The 18,312-nt window shown below is 63.0% G+C and carries 17 protein-coding genes; 12 read left to right on the top strand and 5 right to left on the bottom strand.

What is annotated here, in order from left to right; all coding sequences use genetic code 11:
• Window positions 1-25 precede the first annotated feature (25 nt).
• Window positions 26-1,681: an electron transfer flavoprotein-ubiquinone oxidoreductase gene (locus OUY36_RS13970; RefSeq protein ID WP_267934773.1), complete on the bottom strand. Its 1,656-nt coding sequence runs from the start codon at window positions 1,679-1,681 to the stop codon at window positions 26-28.
• 330 nt (window positions 1,682-2,011) lie between these two features.
• Here OUY36_RS13970 and OUY36_RS13965 point away from each other — a divergent pair, with 330 nt between their 5' ends.
• From OUY36_RS13965 to OUY36_RS13935, 7 genes are all read left to right on the top strand, one after another.
• On the top strand, window positions 2,012-2,761 hold the full coding sequence (locus OUY36_RS13965) for an electron transfer flavoprotein subunit beta/FixA family protein (protein ID WP_003299612.1): 750 nt from the start codon (window positions 2,012-2,014) through the stop codon (window positions 2,759-2,761).
• Window positions 2,762-3,706 carry an electron transfer flavoprotein subunit alpha/FixB family protein gene (locus tag OUY36_RS13960; RefSeq protein ID WP_267934772.1) on the top strand — a complete coding sequence of 315 codons (945 nt, stop codon included), beginning with the start codon at window positions 2,762-2,764 and terminating at the stop codon, window positions 3,704-3,706.
• Window positions 3,707-3,829: 123 nt separating this feature from the next.
• On the top strand, window positions 3,830-4,654 hold the full coding sequence (locus OUY36_RS13955; protein ID WP_267934770.1) for a substrate-binding periplasmic protein: 825 nt from the start codon (window positions 3,830-3,832) through the stop codon (window positions 4,652-4,654).
• A gap of 8 nt (window positions 4,655-4,662) precedes the next feature.
• Complete coding sequence (locus tag OUY36_RS13950; protein ID WP_063539870.1) at window positions 4,663-5,019, top strand: DUF4398 domain-containing protein; 357 nt, start codon at window positions 4,663-4,665, stop codon at window positions 5,017-5,019.
• A gap of 14 nt (window positions 5,020-5,033) precedes the next feature.
• Entirely contained in the window at window positions 5,034-5,813 is a 780-nt protein-coding gene (locus OUY36_RS13945) for an OmpA family protein (protein WP_442807066.1), read from the top strand.
• Between the two features lie 110 nt (window positions 5,814-5,923).
• Window positions 5,924-7,354: an aminotransferase-like domain-containing protein gene (locus tag OUY36_RS13940; protein WP_063539868.1), complete on the top strand. Its 1,431-nt coding sequence runs from the start codon at window positions 5,924-5,926 to the stop codon at window positions 7,352-7,354.
• 36 nt (window positions 7,355-7,390) lie between these two features.
• Window positions 7,391-7,900, top strand: coding sequence for a hypothetical protein (locus tag OUY36_RS13935; protein ID WP_208216286.1), 510 nt, complete (start codon window positions 7,391-7,393; stop codon window positions 7,898-7,900).
• A 19-nt stretch (window positions 7,901-7,919) separates the two neighbouring features.
• On the opposite strand, the gene OUY36_RS13930 is transcribed toward OUY36_RS13935, so the two are convergent.
• On the bottom strand, window positions 7,920-10,487 hold the full coding sequence (locus OUY36_RS13930; protein WP_208216285.1) for a bifunctional diguanylate cyclase/phosphodiesterase: 2,568 nt from the start codon (window positions 10,485-10,487) through the stop codon (window positions 7,920-7,922).
• Between the two features lie 118 nt (window positions 10,488-10,605).
• A complete protein-coding gene (locus OUY36_RS13925) occupies window positions 10,606-10,773 on the bottom strand; it encodes a DUF2897 family protein (RefSeq protein WP_011913707.1) in 168 nt (55 codons plus the stop codon).
• 166 nt (window positions 10,774-10,939) lie between these two features.
• On the opposite strand from OUY36_RS13925, the gene pyrF reads away from it, so the two are divergent.
• The gene (pyrF, locus tag OUY36_RS13920; protein ID WP_267934767.1) at window positions 10,940-11,635 is read left to right on the top strand and encodes an orotidine-5'-phosphate decarboxylase; all 696 of its coding nucleotides are present in this window, start codon (window positions 10,940-10,942) and stop codon (window positions 11,633-11,635) included.
• Window positions 11,636-11,698: 63 nt separating this feature from the next.
• Here the strand turns inward: pyrF and OUY36_RS13915 are convergent, their stop codons facing one another.
• Entirely contained in the window at window positions 11,699-12,703 is a 1,005-nt protein-coding gene (locus OUY36_RS13915; RefSeq protein WP_125867923.1) for an NADP-dependent oxidoreductase, read from the bottom strand.
• A gap of 218 nt (window positions 12,704-12,921) precedes the next feature.
• On the opposite strand from OUY36_RS13915, the gene OUY36_RS13910 reads away from it, so the two are divergent.
• Window positions 12,922-13,683, top strand: coding sequence for an SDR family oxidoreductase (locus tag OUY36_RS13910; protein WP_267934766.1), 762 nt, complete (start codon window positions 12,922-12,924; stop codon window positions 13,681-13,683).
• Between the two features lie 44 nt (window positions 13,684-13,727).
• Here the strand turns inward: OUY36_RS13910 and OUY36_RS13905 are convergent, their stop codons facing one another.
• Window positions 13,728-14,915, bottom strand: a complete 1,188-nt coding sequence (locus OUY36_RS13905) for a benzoate/H(+) symporter BenE family transporter (protein WP_267934765.1) — start codon at window positions 14,913-14,915, stop codon at window positions 13,728-13,730.
• Window positions 14,916-15,157: 242 nt separating this feature from the next.
• Between OUY36_RS13905 and fliE the strand changes: the two genes are divergently transcribed.
• Genes fliE through fliG form a run of 3 tightly spaced genes read left to right on the top strand, consistent with a single transcriptional unit; the run spans window position 15,158 to window position 18,294 of the window.
• Window positions 15,158-15,487, top strand: a complete 330-nt coding sequence (fliE, locus tag OUY36_RS13900; protein ID WP_063539861.1) for a flagellar hook-basal body complex protein FliE — start codon at window positions 15,158-15,160, stop codon at window positions 15,485-15,487.
• A 13-nt stretch (window positions 15,488-15,500) separates the two neighbouring features.
• The gene (gene fliF, locus OUY36_RS13895) at window positions 15,501-17,285 is read left to right on the top strand and encodes a flagellar basal-body MS-ring/collar protein FliF (protein WP_267934764.1); all 1,785 of its coding nucleotides are present in this window, start codon (window positions 15,501-15,503) and stop codon (window positions 17,283-17,285) included.
• The gene (gene fliG, locus OUY36_RS13890; protein ID WP_063539859.1) at window positions 17,278-18,294 is read left to right on the top strand and encodes a flagellar motor switch protein FliG; all 1,017 of its coding nucleotides are present in this window, start codon (window positions 17,278-17,280) and stop codon (window positions 18,292-18,294) included. Before fliF ends, fliG begins: the two co-directional genes overlap by 8 nt.
• Window positions 18,295-18,312: the final 18 nt, after the last annotated feature.

Raw genomic sequence — 18,312 nt, 5'->3', positions numbered from 1 at the left:
GCTCCCGAGGGAGCCTTTTCGTTGCTTACATGTTGGGGTAGTTCGGCCCGCCGGTACCTTCCGGCGCGACCCAGGTGATGTTCTGCGCCGGGTCCTTGATGTCGCAGGTCTTGCAGTGCACGCAGTTCTGCGCGTTGATCTGAAAGCGCTTGCTGCCATCGTCGTTGCTCACGACCTCGTAAACGCCGGCCGGGCAGTAACGCTGAGCCGGCTCGTCATACATCGGCAGGTTCTTCTCGATCGGAATGCTCGGATCGGCCAGCTTCAGGTGAACCGGCTGCTCTTCCTCGTGGTTGGTGTTGGAGAGGAATACCGAGGAGAGCTTGTCGAAGCTCAGCTTACCGTCCGGCTTGGGATAGTCGATCTTCTTCGACTCTGCCGCCGTCTTGAGGCAGGCGTAGTCCGGCTTGGTGTCGTGCAAGGTGAACGGGATCTTGCCACCGAAGATGTTCTGATCGATGAAGTTGAACGCGCCACCCTTGATTGCGCCCCACTTGTGAATGGCAGCGCCGAAGTTGCGGCTCTTGTACAGCTCATCGTACAGCCAGCTGGACTTGAAGCCTTCTTCGTAAGCGCTCAGTTCGTCGCCACCTTCGCGCCCGGCCAGCAGTGCGTCCGCAGCGGCTTCGGCAGCCAGCATGCCGGACTTCATCGCCGTGTGGCTGCCCTTGATCTTGGCGAAGTTCAGGGTGCCTGCATCGCAACCGATCAGCGCTCCGCCGTTGAAGACCATCTTCGGCAGGCAGTTCAGGCCGCCTTTGGCGATGGCGCGGGCTCCATAGGAAACGCGCTTGCCGCCTTCCAGATACTGCTTGATCACCGGATGGTGCTTGTAGCGCTGGAATTCGTCGAACGGCGACAGATACGGGTTGCTGTACGACAGGTCGACGATCAGGCCGACGACCACCTGGTTGTTTTCCAGGTGATAAAGGAAGGAGCCGCCGGTGTTATCGTCGTTCAGCGGCCAGCCCGCGGTGTGCACGACCAGACCCTGCTCATGCTTGGCGGGGTCGATGTCCCAGAGTTCCTTGATGCCGATGGCGTAGTGCTGCGGGTCGACGTTGGCGTTGAGCTGGAAGCGGTTGATCAGCTGCTTGCCAATATGACCGCGGCAGCCTTCGGCGAACAGCGTGTACTTGGCGCGCAGTTCCATGCCTGGGGTGTACATGCCTTCCTTGGGATTGCATTCGCGGTCGACGCCCAGGTCACCGGTGACGATACCGCGCACGATGCCGTTCTCGTCGATCAGCGCTTCCTGAGCGGCGAAGCCTGGGTAGATCTCGACACCCAGGTTCTCGGCCTGCTGGGCCAGCCAGCGGCACAGGTTGCCGAGGGAAATGATGTAGTTGCCTTCGTTGTGCATGGTCTTGGGGACCAGTGCATTGGGCAGCTTGCTGGCCGCTTCTTCGGTCTTCAGCAGGTAGATGTCGTCACGCTTGACCGGCGTGTTGAGCGGGGCGCCGAGTTCTTTCCAATCGGGGAACAGTTCGTTCAGCGCGCGAGGTTCGAAGACCGCGCCGGAGAGGATATGGGCACCTACTTCGGAGCCTTTCTCGACGACGCATACACTGATTTCCTGACCAGCGTCGGCGGCTTTTTGCTTCAGGCGGCAGGCTGCGGATAGGCCTGCAGGGCCGGCGCCGACGATGACAACGTCGAATTCCATGTATTCGCGTTCCATTAGGCTTTCTCCTACTCAGGGCTTGGTTGTTATATAAGTGGTGGAGGGCTGTGATCGGCCCCTGACCGAGCCGGGCCGGCGCATTATATATAGACGCTCGAATCGGTCCAATACAAACGTTTGTTTGAATTTTCTGGAAGCCTGTTAGAATCGCCCGAACCGCGTCGTTATGACGGGTCATATGCGTTGTTGACCCCGTCCGCGGCCTGCGGTCAAGATACGGACGGTTTGCACTCGCCGAACAGGGCAGCGGCTATCAAAACCCAAGCCACGAGCAAGGCTCGGTTCGCCTCGGCGGAATTCTATTCACCGGAGAGTAACGAGGAATCCATGAAGGTTCTTGTAGCTGTCAAACGAGTGGTCGATTACAACGTCAAGGTTCGCGTCAAGGCGGACAATTCCGGCGTTGACCTGGCCAACGTCAAAATGTCGATGAACCCCTTCTGCGAAATTGCCGTGGAAGAGGCAGTACGCCTGAAAGAGAAGGGCGTGGCGAGCGAAATCGTTGTCGTCTCCATCGGTCCGACCGCTGCCCAGGAGCAGCTGCGCACCGCGCTGGCGCTGGGCGCCGACCGCGCCGTGCTGGTCGAGTCCAACGACGAACTGAACTCCCTGGCGGTTGCCAAGCTGCTCAAGGCCGTGGTCGACAAGGAGCAGCCGCAGCTGGTCATCCTCGGCAAGCAGGCGATCGACAGCGACAACAACCAGACCGGCCAGATGCTCGGCGCGCTGACCGGCTATGCCCAGGGCACTTTCGCCTCCAAAGTGGAAGTGGCTGGCGACAAGGTCAACGTCACCCGCGAAATCGACGGCGGCCTGCAGACCGTCGCGCTGAACCTGCCGGCGATCGTCACCACCGACCTGCGTCTGAACGAGCCGCGCTACGCGTCGCTGCCGAACATCATGAAGGCCAAGAAGAAGCCGCTGGAAACGCTGACCCCGGATGCATTGGGCGTCACCACCACTTCCACCGTGAAGACCCTGAAAGTCGAAGCGCCGGCAGCCCGCAGCGCCGGTATCAAGGTCAAGTCCGTGGCTGAACTGGTCGAGAAACTGAAGAACGAGGCGAAGGTAATCTAAATGACTATCCTGGTTATCGCTGAACACAATAATGCCGTCCTCGCGGCCGCTACTCTGAACACCGTTGCCGCGGCCAAGCGGATTGCCGCCCAGGCCATCGGTGGTGACATCCACGTATTGGTCGCCGGCAGCGGCTGCGGTGCCATCGGCGAAGCAGCCGCGCAGATCGACGGCGTGGCCAAGGTCCTGGTCGCTGATGACGCGGCTTACGCCAATCAACTGCCGGAAAACGTCGCGCCGCTGATCGCCGACCTGGCGAAGAACTACAGCCACGTGCTGGCTGCAGCGACCACCAACGGCAAGAACTTCCTGCCGCGCGTTGCCGCTCAACTGGATGTCGATCAGATCTCCGAGATCATCGCGGTTGAAAGCGCCGATACCTTCAAGCGTCCGATCTATGCCGGTAACGCCATCGCTACCGTGCAGTCCAGCGCTGCCATCAAGGTCATCACCGTACGTGCCACCGGCTTCGATGCGGTGAATGCTACCGGCGGCTCGGCTGCGGTCGAGCAAGTGTCCGGGACTGGCGATGCCGGCAAGTCCGCTTTCGTTGGCGAAGAGCTGGCCAAGTCGGATCGTCCTGAGCTGACCGCCGCCAAGATCGTCGTTTCCGGCGGTCGCGGCATGCAGAACGGCGAGAACTTCAAGCACCTGTACTCGCTGGCCGACAAGCTCGGCGCCGCAGTCGGTGCCTCCCGTGCCGCGGTCGATGCCGGCTTCGTGCCGAACGACATGCAGGTCGGCCAGACCGGCAAGATCGTTGCACCGCAGCTGTACATCGCGGTCGGTATCTCCGGTGCCATCCAGCACCTGGCAGGTATGAAGGACTCCAAGGTGATCGTTGCGATCAACAAGGACGAGGAAGCGCCGATCTTCCAGGTTGCCGACTACGGCCTGGTGGGCGATCTGTTCGAGATCGTGCCGGAGCTGGAAAAGCTGGTCTGAAGCTGATCGCTGTTGAAGAAACCCGCTCATGTAGCGGGTTTTTTCATGGGCGATCAGTGGGCTCGTCGGTGTACCATCGGCGCAACCGTTTCGCACCAGCTTTACCGCACTAAGAGGATATTCATGCGTTTCGCCTTTGCGTTGAAATCTGCGTTGATCGCGCTGGCCCTGGCGGCGCCGCTCACGGCAACGGCAGCGGGAAAATGTGATCGCCTGGTGGCAACCGGTGCGGCAGACAACCCGCCGTTTCTCTGGCGCGATCCGCAGAACCCCAAGCGCCTGGTGGGTGCCAACGCCGATCTGCTGGGGCAGATCGCCGAGTCCCTCGGCTTGAAGCTGGAGCTGCTCTACACCGGCGATCGCACCAAGGCGCTCGATGAGGTACGCAGTGGACGCGTGGATGTCCTTGCCGATGCGACGCTGACGATCCAGCGACTGGAAGAACTGGACTTCATACATCCGGCCATCGTCCAGCTGCAAACCGTCGCATGGGTGCGTAATGAACCCGGTTTCTTCTACTCCAGCCGCGAAGACCTGCGAGGTCATCCGGGCGTGGTTGTCGCTGGCAGTCGTTATGGCAGCGAGTTCGACGCCTTCGCCAAGGCAAATCTGCAATTGCAGCAGGCGCCCGGGCTCGAGCAGGGGCTGCGGCAGTTGATCGAGGGTGATCGCCAGTACCTGTTGCATGAGCGTTACGGCACGATTGCTGCGGCTGACGCGCTGGGATTGCTGGACAAGGTGCAACGCCTGGATCCTCCGGTTATTGGCCGTGACATGCATTTGGCGATTTCCCATGACTCGGCGTGCAACGATCCCTGGTTGCGCGGACAACTGGCGCGGAAAATGACAGAATTGCGCGCCGCCGGCGTGCCAGAGCAGTTGCTGGTGCACAACCTGACGGTGTGGAAGAACCAGCAGACTGGCCGTGGCAGCGCTTCGAAAAAATAGGATTCACCGTGAGACGACTACTTCCCTGTGCCCTTTCGTTGCCGCTGCTGGTTCTGCTGGGGTGTGCAAGTGACCCTGCTCCCGTGGCGCAGTTGCGCCTGACGGAAGAGGCTGTTGCCCAGGCCCGCTCGATCGAAACCGCTCTGGTCTACGAGGAACTGGTGCAGGCCGAGACCAAGTTGGCTGCTGCCCGCTCGGCGCTTGAGGCCGGCGAAAACCGTGAGGCGCGCCTGTTGGCCGAGCAGGCCGAGCTGGACGCCCGGCTGGCGGAGCTGCGCGTGCTCAGCGATCAGCGTGAGGCGCAGGTCGGCGATCTCAATCGGCGCATTCAGCGTCTACGGCAGCAGTTAGGAGACGTACGGTGACACGGCGATTCGCAATGCTGCTGGCCGGGCTGGCGTTGGTCGGCTGCGCAAGCCAGGAAACCGAGAGGGCGATCGGCGAGGCCTCTGCCGCATTGCAGCGGATTGAGACCGATCCTGCCGTCCATCGCAATGCGCCAAAGGATTTGCAGCGCGCGGTTGAAACCCTGCAACGATCCGAGCGCTTCAAAGAGTATTGGGGCGGTGCCGAGGATGCTCGCCATTACGCCTATCTCAGTCGGCGCTACAGCGAGATCGCCGAGCTGCAGGGCAAGCTGCTGCAACAGCAGGAGCGGGTGGCGCGGTTGGAAATGGAGCGGGACCGACTGCGGCGGATGTTGCAGGACGCCAGGCTGATGACCGATGAACAGCAGGGGCGCTGGCTCGAAGACCAGCTGATGAGCCTGGCGGCGAGCGAGACTGACCGTGGCCAGGTCATGACGCTAGGTGACGTGCTTTTCAATCCGGACAGTGCGGAGCTGAGCCATACGGCGAATCGAACCCTGCTCAAGCTCGTCCAGTTCCTGCAGCGCAACCCGCAGCGCAAGGTACGTATCGAGGGCTATAGCGACAGCCGTGGCGACCCGCAGGCGAATCTGGAACTGTCGCGCGCGCGGGCGCAGATGGTGGCTGATCTGTTGGTTAGCCTGGGAATCAGCGCCGAGCGTATCGAAGTGCGCGGTTATGGTGAGAAGTTTCCGCTGGCGGAAAACGCTTCGGCACGTGGCCGTGCGCAGAATCGCCGGGTCGAGATCCTGTTTTCCGACGGGGAAGGTAATCTCGCGCCTGATCGCTGAAATCATGGGCTAGAGACTGGACTGTTTCGCCCACATGCTACGCAACTGTATTGGTCTGCTGGTGTTTCGCTGAGCTACTGTTACGGTTCAGTTGGCGGGAGACCGGCGAGATGACCAATCTGTTGCTCTATCAGCGAATTGCCCAGCAGCTCGCCGAGGATATCCGGCGCGGGGTGTATCGACCTGGCGAACGTGTGCCTTCGGTACGCAAGATGAGCCGGCAGCTGAGCGTCAGCCATGCGACCGTGCTCCAGGCCTACGCCAATCTCGAAGATCAGGGCATGATCAGGGCGCGCCCGCAGTCCGGCTTTTATGTCCACCAGACGCCGGTGCTCACCGCGCCGACACCCGATATCGCGCGGGTCGAGCGGCCCACACTGGTCACGCGCAGCAGCATCATCAACCAGGTACTCAGCGAGTCCCGTCGTGAAGGGCTGATTCCGCTGGGCGCCGCCGTGCCGCATGTGGATTACCTGCCGGTCAGGGCGTTGCACCAGCAGCTGGCCAAGGTCACGCGCTTCCAGAGCCCGCGGGCGTTCAGCTACATGTTCAGTCCTGGCTATGAGCCGTTGCGCCGTCAGGTGGCGATCCGTATGCGCGACGCCGGTGTGGTGGTCGATCCCGGCGAGATCGTCATCACTCATGGTTGCGTCGATGCGCTGCAGATGTCGCTGCGGGTGCTGACGCGGCCAGGGGATCTGATTGCCGCCGAGTCGCCGAGCTATTACGGTCTGCTGCAACTGGCGGATCTGCTGGGGCTCAAGGTCATCGAGATTCCCAGCGATCCGGATACTGGCATGAGCCTCGAGGCGCTGCAGCTGGCGGCCGGGCAATGGCCGATCAAGGCGTTGGTGCTCACGGCGCGGCTGAGCAATCCGCTGGGCGTGAGCATGCCCGACCATCGACAGAAGCAGCTGCTGAGCCTGGCAGCACGGTTCGACATCCAGATCGTCGAGGACGATATCTACGGTGAGCTGATGTTCGAGCAGGACCAGTACAAGGCGCTCAAGTCCAATGACCGGGATGGGCGGGTCATCTACTGCTCGAGCTTCTCCAAGACGCTGTCGCCGGGCGTGCGTATCGGTTGGGTCATCGCTGGTCGCCATCAACCGGAGATCGAGCGCCTGCAGACGTTCAGTACTCACTCGGCCTGCAGCGTGACGCAGATGGCCGTGGCGGCGTACCTGGAGAATGGCGGCTATGACCGGCACCTGCGGGCGATCCGCCAGGAGTATCGCAAGAACCTCAGTGCCTTCCAGCTGGCGGTGCAGCGCTATTTCCCGGAAGGCACGCAGATGACGCGGCCCAAGGGCAACTTCATCCTCTGGGTCAGTCTGCCGGTGCGGGTCAATACCCAAGAGCTGCACGTGCGGGCGCTGGCGCAGGGCATCAGCATTGCGCCGGGGCTGATCTTCAGCAACACCGAGCAGTTCAACCACTGCATACGGCTCAACTGCGGTTTGCCCTGGAACCACGAGACCGAGCGCGCCTTGCGTACGCTCGGGCAACTGGCGTCGGAGCTGTGCCGGGACGCACAATAGGCGCTCCTGAGTCCTTCGCTGCGAGGAATGATGCCGATGTCGAGGCCGCTGTTTTTGTTGCTGTTGTTGGCCTTGCTGAGTGGATGCGAGCGCGAGGAGCAGGCTCGGGAAGCCGAACGAGCAGCGCAAACGCCGCAGCAGTCGATATCGGAGCCCGTTGACGCGACAGAGGCGCCACCTGATCTGGAGATCGAGGTGGCGCCTGTGAATCAGGCGGCGGAAGCTGAGCCGCCGCCTGTACAGATCGACATTCCTGAGCCTGAAGCTCAGCCTGCCGCGCGATCGCGCCCTGCGCCGCCAAAGCAGCCGGAGAAGCCGGCCGAGCTCGAGCTTGTCGAGCCGGTGCTTGATCTGCGCTTGCCGGAAGAACTGGCCGAAGAGCTGAAACCGGCGCCTAGCAGCGAATCCATCCGCCTTCTGCCACCGCTTTTCGATACGGGGGAGCCGTCGCGATCGATGCAGATTGGCGGCCGCCTGATATCGGGCGAAGCCGAAGACGAATCGCTGATCGAAGGTGCTGAAATCCAGTTCGAACTCAAGCGCTGAAACTACCCGGGCGCCGTGACTAGCGCTGGCGCTCCGCTGTGTACAGCATCCTGTGCAGCTCTTCGGCGGGCAATGGATGACTCATGTGGAAGCCTTGCACCTCGGTGCAGCCGTCGTCGGTCAGCAGGCGCAGCTGCTCTTCGGTTTCCACGCCCTCGGCCGTCACCCGCATCCGCAGGCCACGTCCCAGCTCGATCAGGGCGCGGACGATGGAATGATCTTCGATGGACTGGCCGATGCCGGCGACGAAGCTGTTGTCGATCTTGATCACGTCGAAGGGGTAGTGACGCAAGGTGGTCAGCGACGAATAGCCGGTGCCGAAGTCGTCCACCGCGAGGCGAACACCCAGCGTCTTGATGCGCTTGAGCAGCTCCAGGGTGTTCTGGGTTTCGCGCAGCAGTGCGCTCTCGGTCACTTCCAGTTCCAGTCGGTCGCCGGCAAGGCCATTGTCAGCCAGAGCCTGGGTGATTTCCTCCAGCAGACGATCGTCGTGCAGCTGCAGCGGAGAGAGATTGACCGACACCACCGTGTTGCTCGGCCAGCGCGCCGCCTGCTGGCAGGCCTGGCGCAGCACCCAGCGCCCGAGTGGGATGATCAACCCGGTTTCCTCGGCCAGCGGGATGAATTGCTCGGGCAGCAGCATGCCGCGCTGTGGATGTTCCCAGCGCACCAGTGCCTCGGCGCCGATGATGTGCAGGTCGTGGCTCTGGTAGCGCGGCTGATAATGCACCTCAAGCTGCTGTTCGGCGATCGCTACGCGCAGTTCCTCTTCGCGGCGCAGCCGATCATGCAGGCGCTGATCCATTTCCTGGCCGTAGGCGCGCCATGTGCCTCTGCCGGCGTCCTTGGCCTGGTAGAGAGCGATGTCGGCACAGCGCAACAGTTCGTTGGCCTGGCTGGCGTCGCTCGGTGCCAGAGCCACGCCAATGCTGGCGCCAATGCTGATCTGCTGATCCTCGTAGGTGAATGGAGCGCTCAGCGCATCGATGATGCGGTTGCACAGCCGATCGATATCGTCGTCCTCGCCCATGCGATGGAGCACGACGACGAACTCGTCGCCACCCAGGCGCGCCACTAGGTCGCCGTCGCGGGTGCGCTCGCGCAGACGTGACGCGACGCCGATCAGCACCTCGTCGCCGGCTGCATGGCCAAGGGTATCGTTCACCGGTTTGAAGCGGTCGAGGTCGATATACAGCAGCGTCAGGGTCGAGCCGCTACGCAGCGACGCGAGGTTCTGTTCGAGGTAATCGCGCAGGCGGCTGCGGTTGGGCAATCCGGTCAGCGCATCATGCTGCGACAGGTACTGAACCCGCGCCTGTGCCCGGGTCTCCTCGGTGACGTCGCTGGCGGTCCCGCGGTAGCCGAGCAGCTTGCCATCGTGCCGGATGGTCCGTGCAGCCAGCCGGCAATAGCGCTCGCAGCCATCGGCGGCGCGGTAGCTGCTGCGCAGCGGTGCGCTGTGGGGCGCCTCGAGCCAGCTCTGTAGCGCGGCGCTGTCGGTGATCAGCAGCTCGAGCAGGGGTCGGCCCAGCCACTGCTTCGGTTGATAGCCGGTGATCTGCTGGAAGCGGTTTGAGAGAAAGGTCAGGCAGGCCTGTTCGTCGGTTTCCCAGATCCAGTCGGAGGCCGCTTCGGCCACATCGCGGAAGCGTTCCTCGCTCTCGGCCAGCGCACTGCGGCTGGAGGCGAGCCGTGCATAGCTGACGTCGAGCAGGTGCACGACACGCAGCGCATGGCGTACCAGCAGCCAGGCGAACAGCCCGAGACCGAGCGCCACGGCGGTGAGAACGGGCAGGGTGACCAGAAGCAGCAGGCGCCCCGGCTTTGCCGCCGTCCAGGTGAGGTGAACGGGCGTTCCATCCTCCAGCGCCTGGCTGATGATCGGTCCAGCCTGGGCCGACGGATCGGCAAGCAGCTGCAGTTTGTGCACGGCGTACTGCTCGCCGATTGCCTCCAGTCGTGCGGCGTCGAGCAGATCGACGAAGACTAGAGTGGAAGGCGGCCCTTCGTGTTCTTCGATATTCGTGCCGCCAGTGGTCAGCGAGGCAGCAGCAACCAGAGCAGGTTGCCCTTCAGCCCAGAGCAGGGTCGAGGCGCCTGCGTCGTCTTCGGCGGCCTCACGGGCCCGTGCCAGCAGTTCGGGCAAGCCGTGTTGCAGATACTGGAAAGCATCCACCGGCTGCAGCTTGCCCCGGATCACCGCATACGAGGTAGTGCCCGCCGGGGTGATCACCAGCACTGCGTCGTAGCCGAAGTCCTTGTACAGCGAGGGGCCGAGATTGGCCTGGGCATAGGCCCAATCAACATCGACCTGCTTGCTCAGGTGTACGTAGGCATCGCCCCAGAAGGCGTAGTCGACGATGGAGCGGTTCATCCAGTCGTGCTGTGCCTGTAGCGCCTTGCCAGTCAGGAAACGACTCTGCTGCAGGGCATCCTGGTCGATCTCGCGGGCGATATGGATAACGGCAAAGGCCGCCGCGACGATCGCTGCCACCAATAGCGCGACCATGCCGGGGAGAATGCGCCGGGCAAAGATCGCCTTGGCCTTCGGTTTGGTCGGGCCGTCAACGGAGAGGGGGGATTGCATGAGGGGAGTCCTGCCAGAACTGCATGAACGCGGCAAAAGGGCATAGTGCCACTATTGAGGCCGGCGGGCATCTGCAAACGTCAGCCGGTAGCCAACCGGCAGCTGCGTTCAGCATCGGTCAGCGATCACGCGACTCCTGCGCATCGGCCTCGGCATTACGCTGAGCAATACGCTTTTTCTGCTCGTCGGTCAGCGGAATTTTCCGGGCAGTGGAACGCAGCATCAACAGGCTGCCGACGATCGAGCCTAGTGCGACGACCAGAATCAACCAGAAATACCAGGGCATGAGTTCCCTCCAGGTGGTTGTTCGATAACTTGTAGGCAATTGGCCTGCACTTTACGTCGGAGCGCCGAGACCTGAAAGCCGACATCTACTTGGACCGTAAGGCTTGGCTTTCGTCGCGCAATGCGTTTTCTGCCACAATGCGCGCCGACTTTTCCGAGGACGTGTCATGACCTGCCAGACTCCGATTATCGTAGCGCTCGATTTCCCATCCCGCGATGCCGCATTGGCACTGGCCAGGCAGCTCGACCCGCGACTGTGTCGAGTCAAGGTCGGCAAGGAGCTGTTCACCCGTTGCGGGCCTGCGATCGTCGAGGCGTTGCAGGCGATGGGTTTCGAAGTGTTCCTCGATCTCAAGTTTCACGACATCCCCAACACCACGGCCATGGCGGTAAAAGCGGCCGCCGAGCTCGGTGTGTGGATGGTCAACGTGCATTGTTCTGGTGGCCTGCGGATGATGGCAGCCTGTCGCGAAACCCTAGCTGGCATGGCCGGGCCCGCGCCGCTGCTGATCGGCGTCACGGTGCTGACGAGCATGGAACAGGCCGATCTCGCCGGCATCGGTCTGGATATCGCCCCGCAGGAGCAGGTGCTGCGTCTGGCCGGTCTGGCCTCGCAGGCAGGCCTGGATGGGTTGGTCTGTTCGGCGCAGGAGGCTGTGTCGCTGAAAGCACAGTTCCCGGAGCTGCAACTGGTCACCCCGGGCATCCGGCCGGCCGGCAGTGCCCAGGACGATCAGCGCCGCATCCTGACTCCGGCTCAGGCCATGGCGGCGGGCTCCGATTATCTGGTGATCGGTCGCCCGATCAGCCAGGCCACGGACCCGGCGAGCGCGCTGGCCAATGTGGTCGCCGAGCTGGGTTAAGCGCAAACGAAAAAAGGCTGAGCCCCATGCAGGCTCGGCCTTTTTAACCTCCGGGGTCTATGCTTAGCTGACCTTGAGTACAAGCTTGCCGAAGTTGCCGCCGGTGAACAGCTTCATCAGCGTTTCCGGGAAAGTCTGCAGACCCTCGATCACGTCCTCCTTGCTCTTCAGTTGGCCGCTGGCGAGCCACTCGGCCATATCGCGCATCGCTTCCGGGTAGCGCGACACATAATCGGTCACCACCATGCCTTCCATCCGTGCGCGATTGACCAGCAGCGACAGGTAGTTGGACGGGCCCTTGACCGCCTCCTTGTTGTTGTACTGGCTGATGGCGCCGCAGATCACCACCCGTGCGCCGACGCTGATGCGTTGCAGCACCGTGTCGAGGATGTCGCCGCCGACGTTGTCGAAATACACGTCCACGCCTTTCGGGCATTCGCGCTTCAAGCCCGCCGCCAGGTCTTCGTTCTTGTAATCGATGGCGCCATCGAAGCCGAGCTTTTCCGTGAGGAAGCGGCACTTGTCCGCACCGCCGGCGATGCCGACCACGCGGCAGCCTTTGATCTTCGCGATCTGCCCGGCAATGCTGCCAACCGCGCCCGCAGCCCCGGAGATCACCACGGTCTCGCCGGCTTTGGGCTGGCCGACCGAGAGCAGCGCGAAGTAGGCGGTCATGCCGGTCATGCCCAGCGCTGACAGATAGCGCGGCAGCGGTGCCTGCTGCGGGTCGACCTTGTAGAAGCCCTTCGGCTCGCCGAGGTAGTACGCCTGCACGCCCAGTGCGCCGTTGACGTAATCGCCCTCCTTGTAATCCGGGTGCTGCGAGGCGATCACCTTGCCGACGCCCAGCGCGCGCATGACTTCGCCGATGCCCACCGGCGGAATGTAGGACTTGGCGTCGTTCATCCAGCCACGCATGGCCGGGTCGATGGAGAGGTACTCGACCTTGACCAGAATCTGATTCGGCCCGGGTTCGCCCACCGGTTTCTCGACGAACTCGAAGGTATCCCGGGTCGGTGCGCCGACGGGCCGCTGGGCGAGCAGAAATTGCTGGTTGAGCAGGGTCATGAACGTTTGCCTCGTGTATGCGAAAGGTTTGGTGTAGCTCGCCCGGCGCACAGCTGCAAGGAACGTCGGAGCGCTGGAATGCACTGGCATCCAGTTCGGTGATATGACCGCGGCGGCGATGAAATACGCGAGCGCATGAGGGTATAAGTCTGACCGGGACGCCTTCGGTGGTCATTTCACAGACACGAGGCGAGTCGAAATCTTCGGGAAGAACAATCATGAGCATGACATTCTCCGGTCAGGTCGCCCTGGTGACGGGCGCGGCGGCCGGCATCGGTCGCGCCACCGCGCTGGCTTTCGCCCAGCAGGGCCTCAAGGTGGTGCTGGCGGACATCGACGAAGCGGGTATCCGCGACGGTGCCGAAACCATTCGCGCTGCCGGTGGCGAGGCGATCGCCGTTCGTTGTGATGTGACCCGCGACGAGCAGGTCAAGGCGCTGATCGAGCAGACGCTGGGGCAGTTCGGCCGGCTCGATTACGCGTTCAACAACGCCGGCATCGAGATCGAGCAGGGCCGTCTGGCCGAAGGCAGCGAGGCTGAGTTCGACGCGATCATGGGCGTCAACGTCAAGGGTGTCTGGCTGTGCATGAAGCATCAGCTGCCGGTGATGCTGGCCCAGGGCGGCGGCGCGATCGTCAATACCGCATCGGTCGCCGGGCTCGGCGCTGCGCCGAAGATGAGCATCTACGCCGCGTCCAAGCATGCGGTGATCGGCCTGACCAAGTCGGCGGCGATCGAGTATGCCAAGAAGCAGATCCGCGTAAACGCCGTCTGCCCAGCGGTGATCGATACCGATATGTTCCGCCGCGCCTACGAGGCGGACCCGCGCAAGGCCGAGTTCGCGGCCGCCATGCATCCGGTCGGGCGCATCGGCAAGGTCGACGAAATCGCCGCGGCCGTGCTCTACCTATGCAGTGACGGCGCCGCGTTCACCACCGGCCACGCGTTGGCGGTGGATGGCGGGGCGACGGCGATCTGAGGGCGCGCCCGGTGTCTCGCCGGGCACCCTTTATTCTGCGCCGCTCAGCTGCGGCGGCGCAGAATCAGCAGGGCGATTACCCCTGCAATCAACCCCCACAACGCAGCTCCGATACCAAACAGCGTCAGTCCCGAAGCCGTGACCATGAAGGTGATCAGTGCCGCTTCCCGCTCGTCGGGCTGCTGCATCGCCTGGGTCAGCCCAGAGCCGATCGAGCCGAGCAGGGCAAGCGCCGCGATGGACAACACCAGCGCCGCCGGAAACGCCGCGAACAATGCCGCCAGCGTCGCGCCAAAGATGCCGGCAATGCCGTAGAACACGCCGCACCAGGCCGCGGCGGTGTAGCGTTTCTGTGGATCGGGATGTGCTTCGGGGCCGGCACAGATCGCCATGGTGATCGCTGCCAGGTGAATGCCGTGGGAGCCGAACGGGGCCAGCAATACCGAAGCGATGCCGGTCGTGGAGATCAGCGGGGAGGCCGGCACCTGATAGCCTTCGGCGCGCAGCACGGCCAGCCCCGGCATGTTCTGCGAGGCCATGGCGATGACGAATAGCGGAATGCCGATGCTGAAGATGGCGGCGAAGGAAAACGCCGGCGTGGTCCACACCGGCACGGCCACCTGCAGGCTGAAGCGCTGGAAATCCAGCAGGCCAGAGATGCCGGCGATCAGGCAGCCGACTACCAGGGCGGCCAGTACGGCGAAGCGCGGCTGCAGCCGCTTGGCCAGCAGGTAACTGAAGAACATCCCGAGCACTAGCACCGGCTGAACGCCAACCGCGCGGAATATTTCGCTGCCGATATTGAACAGCACCCCAGCCAGCAGAGCGGCGGCCAGGGAAGCCGGCACTCGACGCATCAGGCGATCGAAGCTGCCAGTCAGGCCGCTCAATGCGATCAGCACCGAGGCGAAAATGAACGCGCCAATCGCTTCGGCATAGGGAACCCCAGGCAGGCTGGTAATCAGCAGCGCCGCGCCCGGCGTCGACCAGGCGACCACCACCGGCGTTCGATAGCGCAGCGACAGGCCGATGCTGCAGATGGCCATGCCGATCGACAGTGCCCAGATCCATGACGAGATCTGCGCCTCGCTCAGTCCGGCCGCCTGGCCTGCCTGGAACATCAGCACCAGCGAGCTGGTATAGCCGGTGAGCATGGCGACGAAGCCGGCAACGATGGTGGAGGGCGAGCTGTCGCTCAGAGGGCGCAGGGCGATGCGGCTGGTTTCATTCATTCTTGCTCTTCTATTTATCGAGATTGCGAAGGGGGGCTGCCATCCGGCTCGTCGCTAGCCTATTGGGCTGTGCTGGCGGGCGTCCCGATACAGCCACGGGCGCATTGGGCGTAACAGTCATCGCCCGTGTCCATGCAACCCATCGCCACGCGGAATGGCGCATGGGGTTCTGGCACCCTTGTTGCTATCTAGTCAGTGCTCGCCGCGATGCGTCAAAAAAACCGCGGCTGTTGGAGGATTAGATGAGTCAGGGTGTCCAATTCAATCGCTTGATGCTGGAAATGCGGGCCATGCAGACCGATGCCATGGCGCGCACCAAGCCGGAGGTGCAGACCCAGGAGGTCGGCGCGCCGAGCTTTTCCGACATGCTCGGCCAGGCGGTGAACAAGGTACACGAAACCCAGCAGGCTTCGAGCCAGCTCGCGTCAGCCTTCGAGATGGGGCAGGGCGGCGTTGACCTGACCGAAGTGATGATCGCCTCGCAAAAGGCCAGCGTTTCCTTTCAGGCCATGACCCAGGTACGTAACAAACTGGTTCAGGCCTACCAAGACATCATGCAGATGCCGGTGTGAGGCGGATTGAATCATGGCTGAAGCGGTGAGCAACGTTCCGGTACCAGCTACTCCCGAAGCTGGCAAGAAGCCTTTGCTGGGACTGTCGTTCCTGGAGAATCTCTCGGAAATGTCCATGCTGCGGCAGGTCGGCCTGTTGGTCGGACTGGCGGCCAGCGTGGCCATCGGTTTTGCCGTGGTGCTCTGGTCGCAGCAGCCCGATTACCGCCCATTGCTCGGCAGTCTGGCCGGGATGGACGCGAATCAGGTGATGGAGACGCTTGCCGCGGCGGACATCGCCTATACCGTCGAACCCAATTCCGGCGCGTTGCTGGTCAAGGCCAATGACCTGGCGCGTGCGCGCCTGAAACTTGCAGGCGCCGGCATCGCCCCTGCCGATAGCAACATCGGCTTCGAAATCCTCGACAAGGACCAGGGGCTGGGTACCAGCCAGTTCATGGAGGCGACCCGCTACCGGCGCGGCCTCGAGGGCGAACTGGGACGCACCATTTCCAGCCTGAACAACGTCAAGGGTGCCCGCGTGCACCTGGCCATCCCGAAGAGCTCGGTATTCGTGCGCGACGAGCGCAAGCCCAGCGCCTCGGTACTGGTGGAACTCTATCCGGGGCGTGCGCTGGAGCCGAGCCAGGTGATGGCGATCATCAACCTGGTCGCCACCAGCGTGCCGGAGCTCAGCAAGTCGCAGATCACTGTGGTGGATCAGAAGGGCAACCTGCTGTCCGACCAGCAGGAGCTGTCCGAGCTGACCATGGCGGGCAAGCAGTTCGACTATAGCCGCCGCATGGAGAGTCTCTATACCCAGCGCGTGCACAACATTCTGCAGCCGGTGCTCGGTAGCGGTCGCTACAAGGCCGAGGTTTCGGCGGACGTGGATTTCAGTGCGGTCGAGTCCACATCGGAAACCTTCAATCCGGACCAGCCGGCGCTGCGCAGCGAGCAAAGCGTCAACGAACAACGCCAGAGCAGCCTGCCGCCGCAGGGCGTACCCGGTGCCCTGAGCAACCAGCCACCGGGTCCGGCGACAGCACCGGAGCAGGCCAACCAGGCCGCTGCCGCCGCTGGTGCCGTCGCCCCTGGCCAGCCGCTGCTCGACGCCAATGGCCAGCAGATCATGGATCCGGTAACCGGGCAGCCGATGCTGGCGCCGTTCCCGGCCGACAAACGCGAGCAGGCCACCCGCAACTACGAGCTCGATCGCTCCATCAGCTACACCAAGCAGCAGCAGGGCCGCCTGCGCCGGCTGTCGGTTGCCGTCGTGGTCGATGACCAGATGACGCTCAATGCGGCCGGCGAGATGGTTCGGGTGCCCTGGAACGCCGATGATCTGGCGCGCTTCACCCGTCTGGTGCAGGACGCGGTGGGTTTCGATGCCAGCCGCGGCGACAGCGTCAGCGTGATCAACACCGCGTTCGTCGCCGACAGCGCCGGAGAGGCCTTCGAAGAGATACCGTTCTACTCGCAGCCCTGGTTCTGGGATGTGGTCAAACAGGTGCTCGGCGTGCTGTTCATCCTGGTGTTGGTGTTCGGCGTGCTGCGCCCGGTGCTCAAGAGCCTGACCAACCCCTCGGCTGGCAAGGAACTGCAGGTCGCCAGCGGTCCGGGCGAACTGGGTGACGATGATGGACTGGATTCCGGCCTGGCCAGCGACCGGGTCAGCCTGAGCGGCCCGCAGAACATTCTGCTGCCGAGCCCCAGCGAGGGATATGAAGCCCAGCTGAACGCGATCAAGAACCTTGTGGCCGATGACCCGGGACGGGTAGCCCAGGTGGTGAAAGAGTGGATCAACGCCGATGAATGACAATCGAGTTCAAGCCAAGCTCAACAAGGTCGACAAGGCCGCCATCCTTCTGCTCTCGCTGGGTGAGACCGACGCGGCCCAGGTGCTGCGCCACCTCGGCCCGAAAGAAGTGCAGCGCGTCGGTACGGCCATGGCGCAGATGCGCAACGTGCAGAAGGCGCAGATCGAACAGGTGATGAGCGAGTTCGTCGAAATCGTCGGCGACCAGACCAGTCTCGGCGTCGGCTCCGATGGCTATATCCGCAAGATGCTCACTCAGGCGCTGGGCGAGGACAAGGCCGGCGGGTTGATCGACCGCATCCTGCTGGGCGGCAATACCAGTGGTCTGGACAGCCTGAAGTGGATGGAGCCGCGCGCCGTGGCCGATGTGATCCGCTACGAGCATCCGCAGATCCAGGCCATCGTGGTGGCCTATCTCGACCCGGACCAGGCCGGCGAGGTGCTTTCGCACTTCGATCACAAGGTGCGGCTGGACATCGTCCTGCGTGTGTCGTCGCTGAATACCGTTCAGCCCGCGGCATTGAAAGAGCTGAACCTGATCCTGGAGAAGCAGTTCTCCGGCAACACCAACACCAGCCGCGCCAGCCTGGGCGGCGTGAAGCGTGCGGCCGATATCATGAACTACCTGGACAGCTCCATCGAAGGCCAGCTGATGGATGCGATTCGCGATGTGGACGAGGACCTGTCCAGCCAGATCGAGGACCTGATGTTCGTCTTCGACAACCTGGCCGACGTCGACGACCGTGGCATCCAGGTGCTGCTGCGTGAGGTATCCTCCGACGTGCTGGTGATGGCGCTCAAGGGCGCCGACGACGGCATCAAGGAAAAGGTCTTCAAGAACATGTCCAAGCGCGCTGGTGAACTGCTGCGCGACGATCTCGAAGCCAAGGGGCCGGTGCGCGTCAGCGACGTGGAAAACGCCCAGAAGGAAATTCTCACCATTGCTCGTCGCATGGCCGAAGCCGGGGAGATCGTTCTCGGCTCCAAGGGCGGCGAAGAGATGATCTGACAGGACAACACTGCATAG

It is taken from the genome of Stutzerimonas sp. R40042, from assembly GCF_026642215.1.
GTDB classification, from domain to species: domain Bacteria; phylum Pseudomonadota; class Gammaproteobacteria; order Pseudomonadales; family Pseudomonadaceae; genus Stutzerimonas; species Stutzerimonas frequens.
This window is presented reverse-complemented; position numbering and strand designations above follow the sequence as displayed.

Excerpts from the sequence above, each read along its gene's own strand:
- OUY36_RS13940 (WP_063539868.1), top strand. The coding sequence starts at position 5,924 with ATGACCAATCTGTTGCTCTATCAGCGAATTGCCCAGCAGCTCGCCGAG.
- OUY36_RS13930 (WP_208216285.1), bottom strand. The coding sequence starts at position 10,487 with ATGCAATCCCCCCTCTCCGTTGACGGCCCGACCAAACCGAAGGCCAAG.
- fliF (WP_267934764.1), top strand. The coding sequence starts at position 15,501 with ATGGCTGAAGCGGTGAGCAACGTTCCGGTACCAGCTACTCCCGAAGCT.
- OUY36_RS13955 (WP_267934770.1), top strand. The coding sequence starts at position 3,830 with ATGCGTTTCGCCTTTGCGTTGAAATCTGCGTTGATCGCGCTGGCCCTG.
- OUY36_RS13965 (WP_003299612.1), top strand. The coding sequence starts at position 2,012 with ATGAAGGTTCTTGTAGCTGTCAAACGAGTGGTCGATTACAACGTCAAG.
- OUY36_RS13960 (WP_267934772.1), top strand. The coding sequence starts at position 2,762 with ATGACTATCCTGGTTATCGCTGAACACAATAATGCCGTCCTCGCGGCC.
- OUY36_RS13905 (WP_267934765.1), bottom strand. The coding sequence starts at position 14,915 with ATGAATGAAACCAGCCGCATCGCCCTGCGCCCTCTGAGCGACAGCTCG.
- pyrF (WP_267934767.1), top strand. The coding sequence starts at position 10,940 with ATGACCTGCCAGACTCCGATTATCGTAGCGCTCGATTTCCCATCCCGC.
- fliG (WP_063539859.1), top strand. The coding sequence starts at position 17,278 with ATGAATGACAATCGAGTTCAAGCCAAGCTCAACAAGGTCGACAAGGCC.
- OUY36_RS13925 (WP_011913707.1), bottom strand. The coding sequence starts at position 10,773 with ATGCCCTGGTATTTCTGGTTGATTCTGGTCGTCGCACTAGGCTCGATC.
- OUY36_RS13935 (WP_208216286.1), top strand. The coding sequence starts at position 7,391 with ATGTCGAGGCCGCTGTTTTTGTTGCTGTTGTTGGCCTTGCTGAGTGGA.
- OUY36_RS13915 (WP_125867923.1), bottom strand. The coding sequence starts at position 12,703 with ATGACCCTGCTCAACCAGCAATTTCTGCTCGCCCAGCGGCCCGTCGGC.
- OUY36_RS13945 (WP_442807066.1), top strand. The coding sequence starts at position 5,034 with ATGCTGCTGGCCGGGCTGGCGTTGGTCGGCTGCGCAAGCCAGGAAACC.
- OUY36_RS13910 (WP_267934766.1), top strand. The coding sequence starts at position 12,922 with ATGAGCATGACATTCTCCGGTCAGGTCGCCCTGGTGACGGGCGCGGCG.
- OUY36_RS13970 (WP_267934773.1), bottom strand. The coding sequence starts at position 1,681 with ATGGAACGCGAATACATGGAATTCGACGTTGTCATCGTCGGCGCCGGC.
- fliE (WP_063539861.1), top strand. The coding sequence starts at position 15,158 with ATGAGTCAGGGTGTCCAATTCAATCGCTTGATGCTGGAAATGCGGGCC.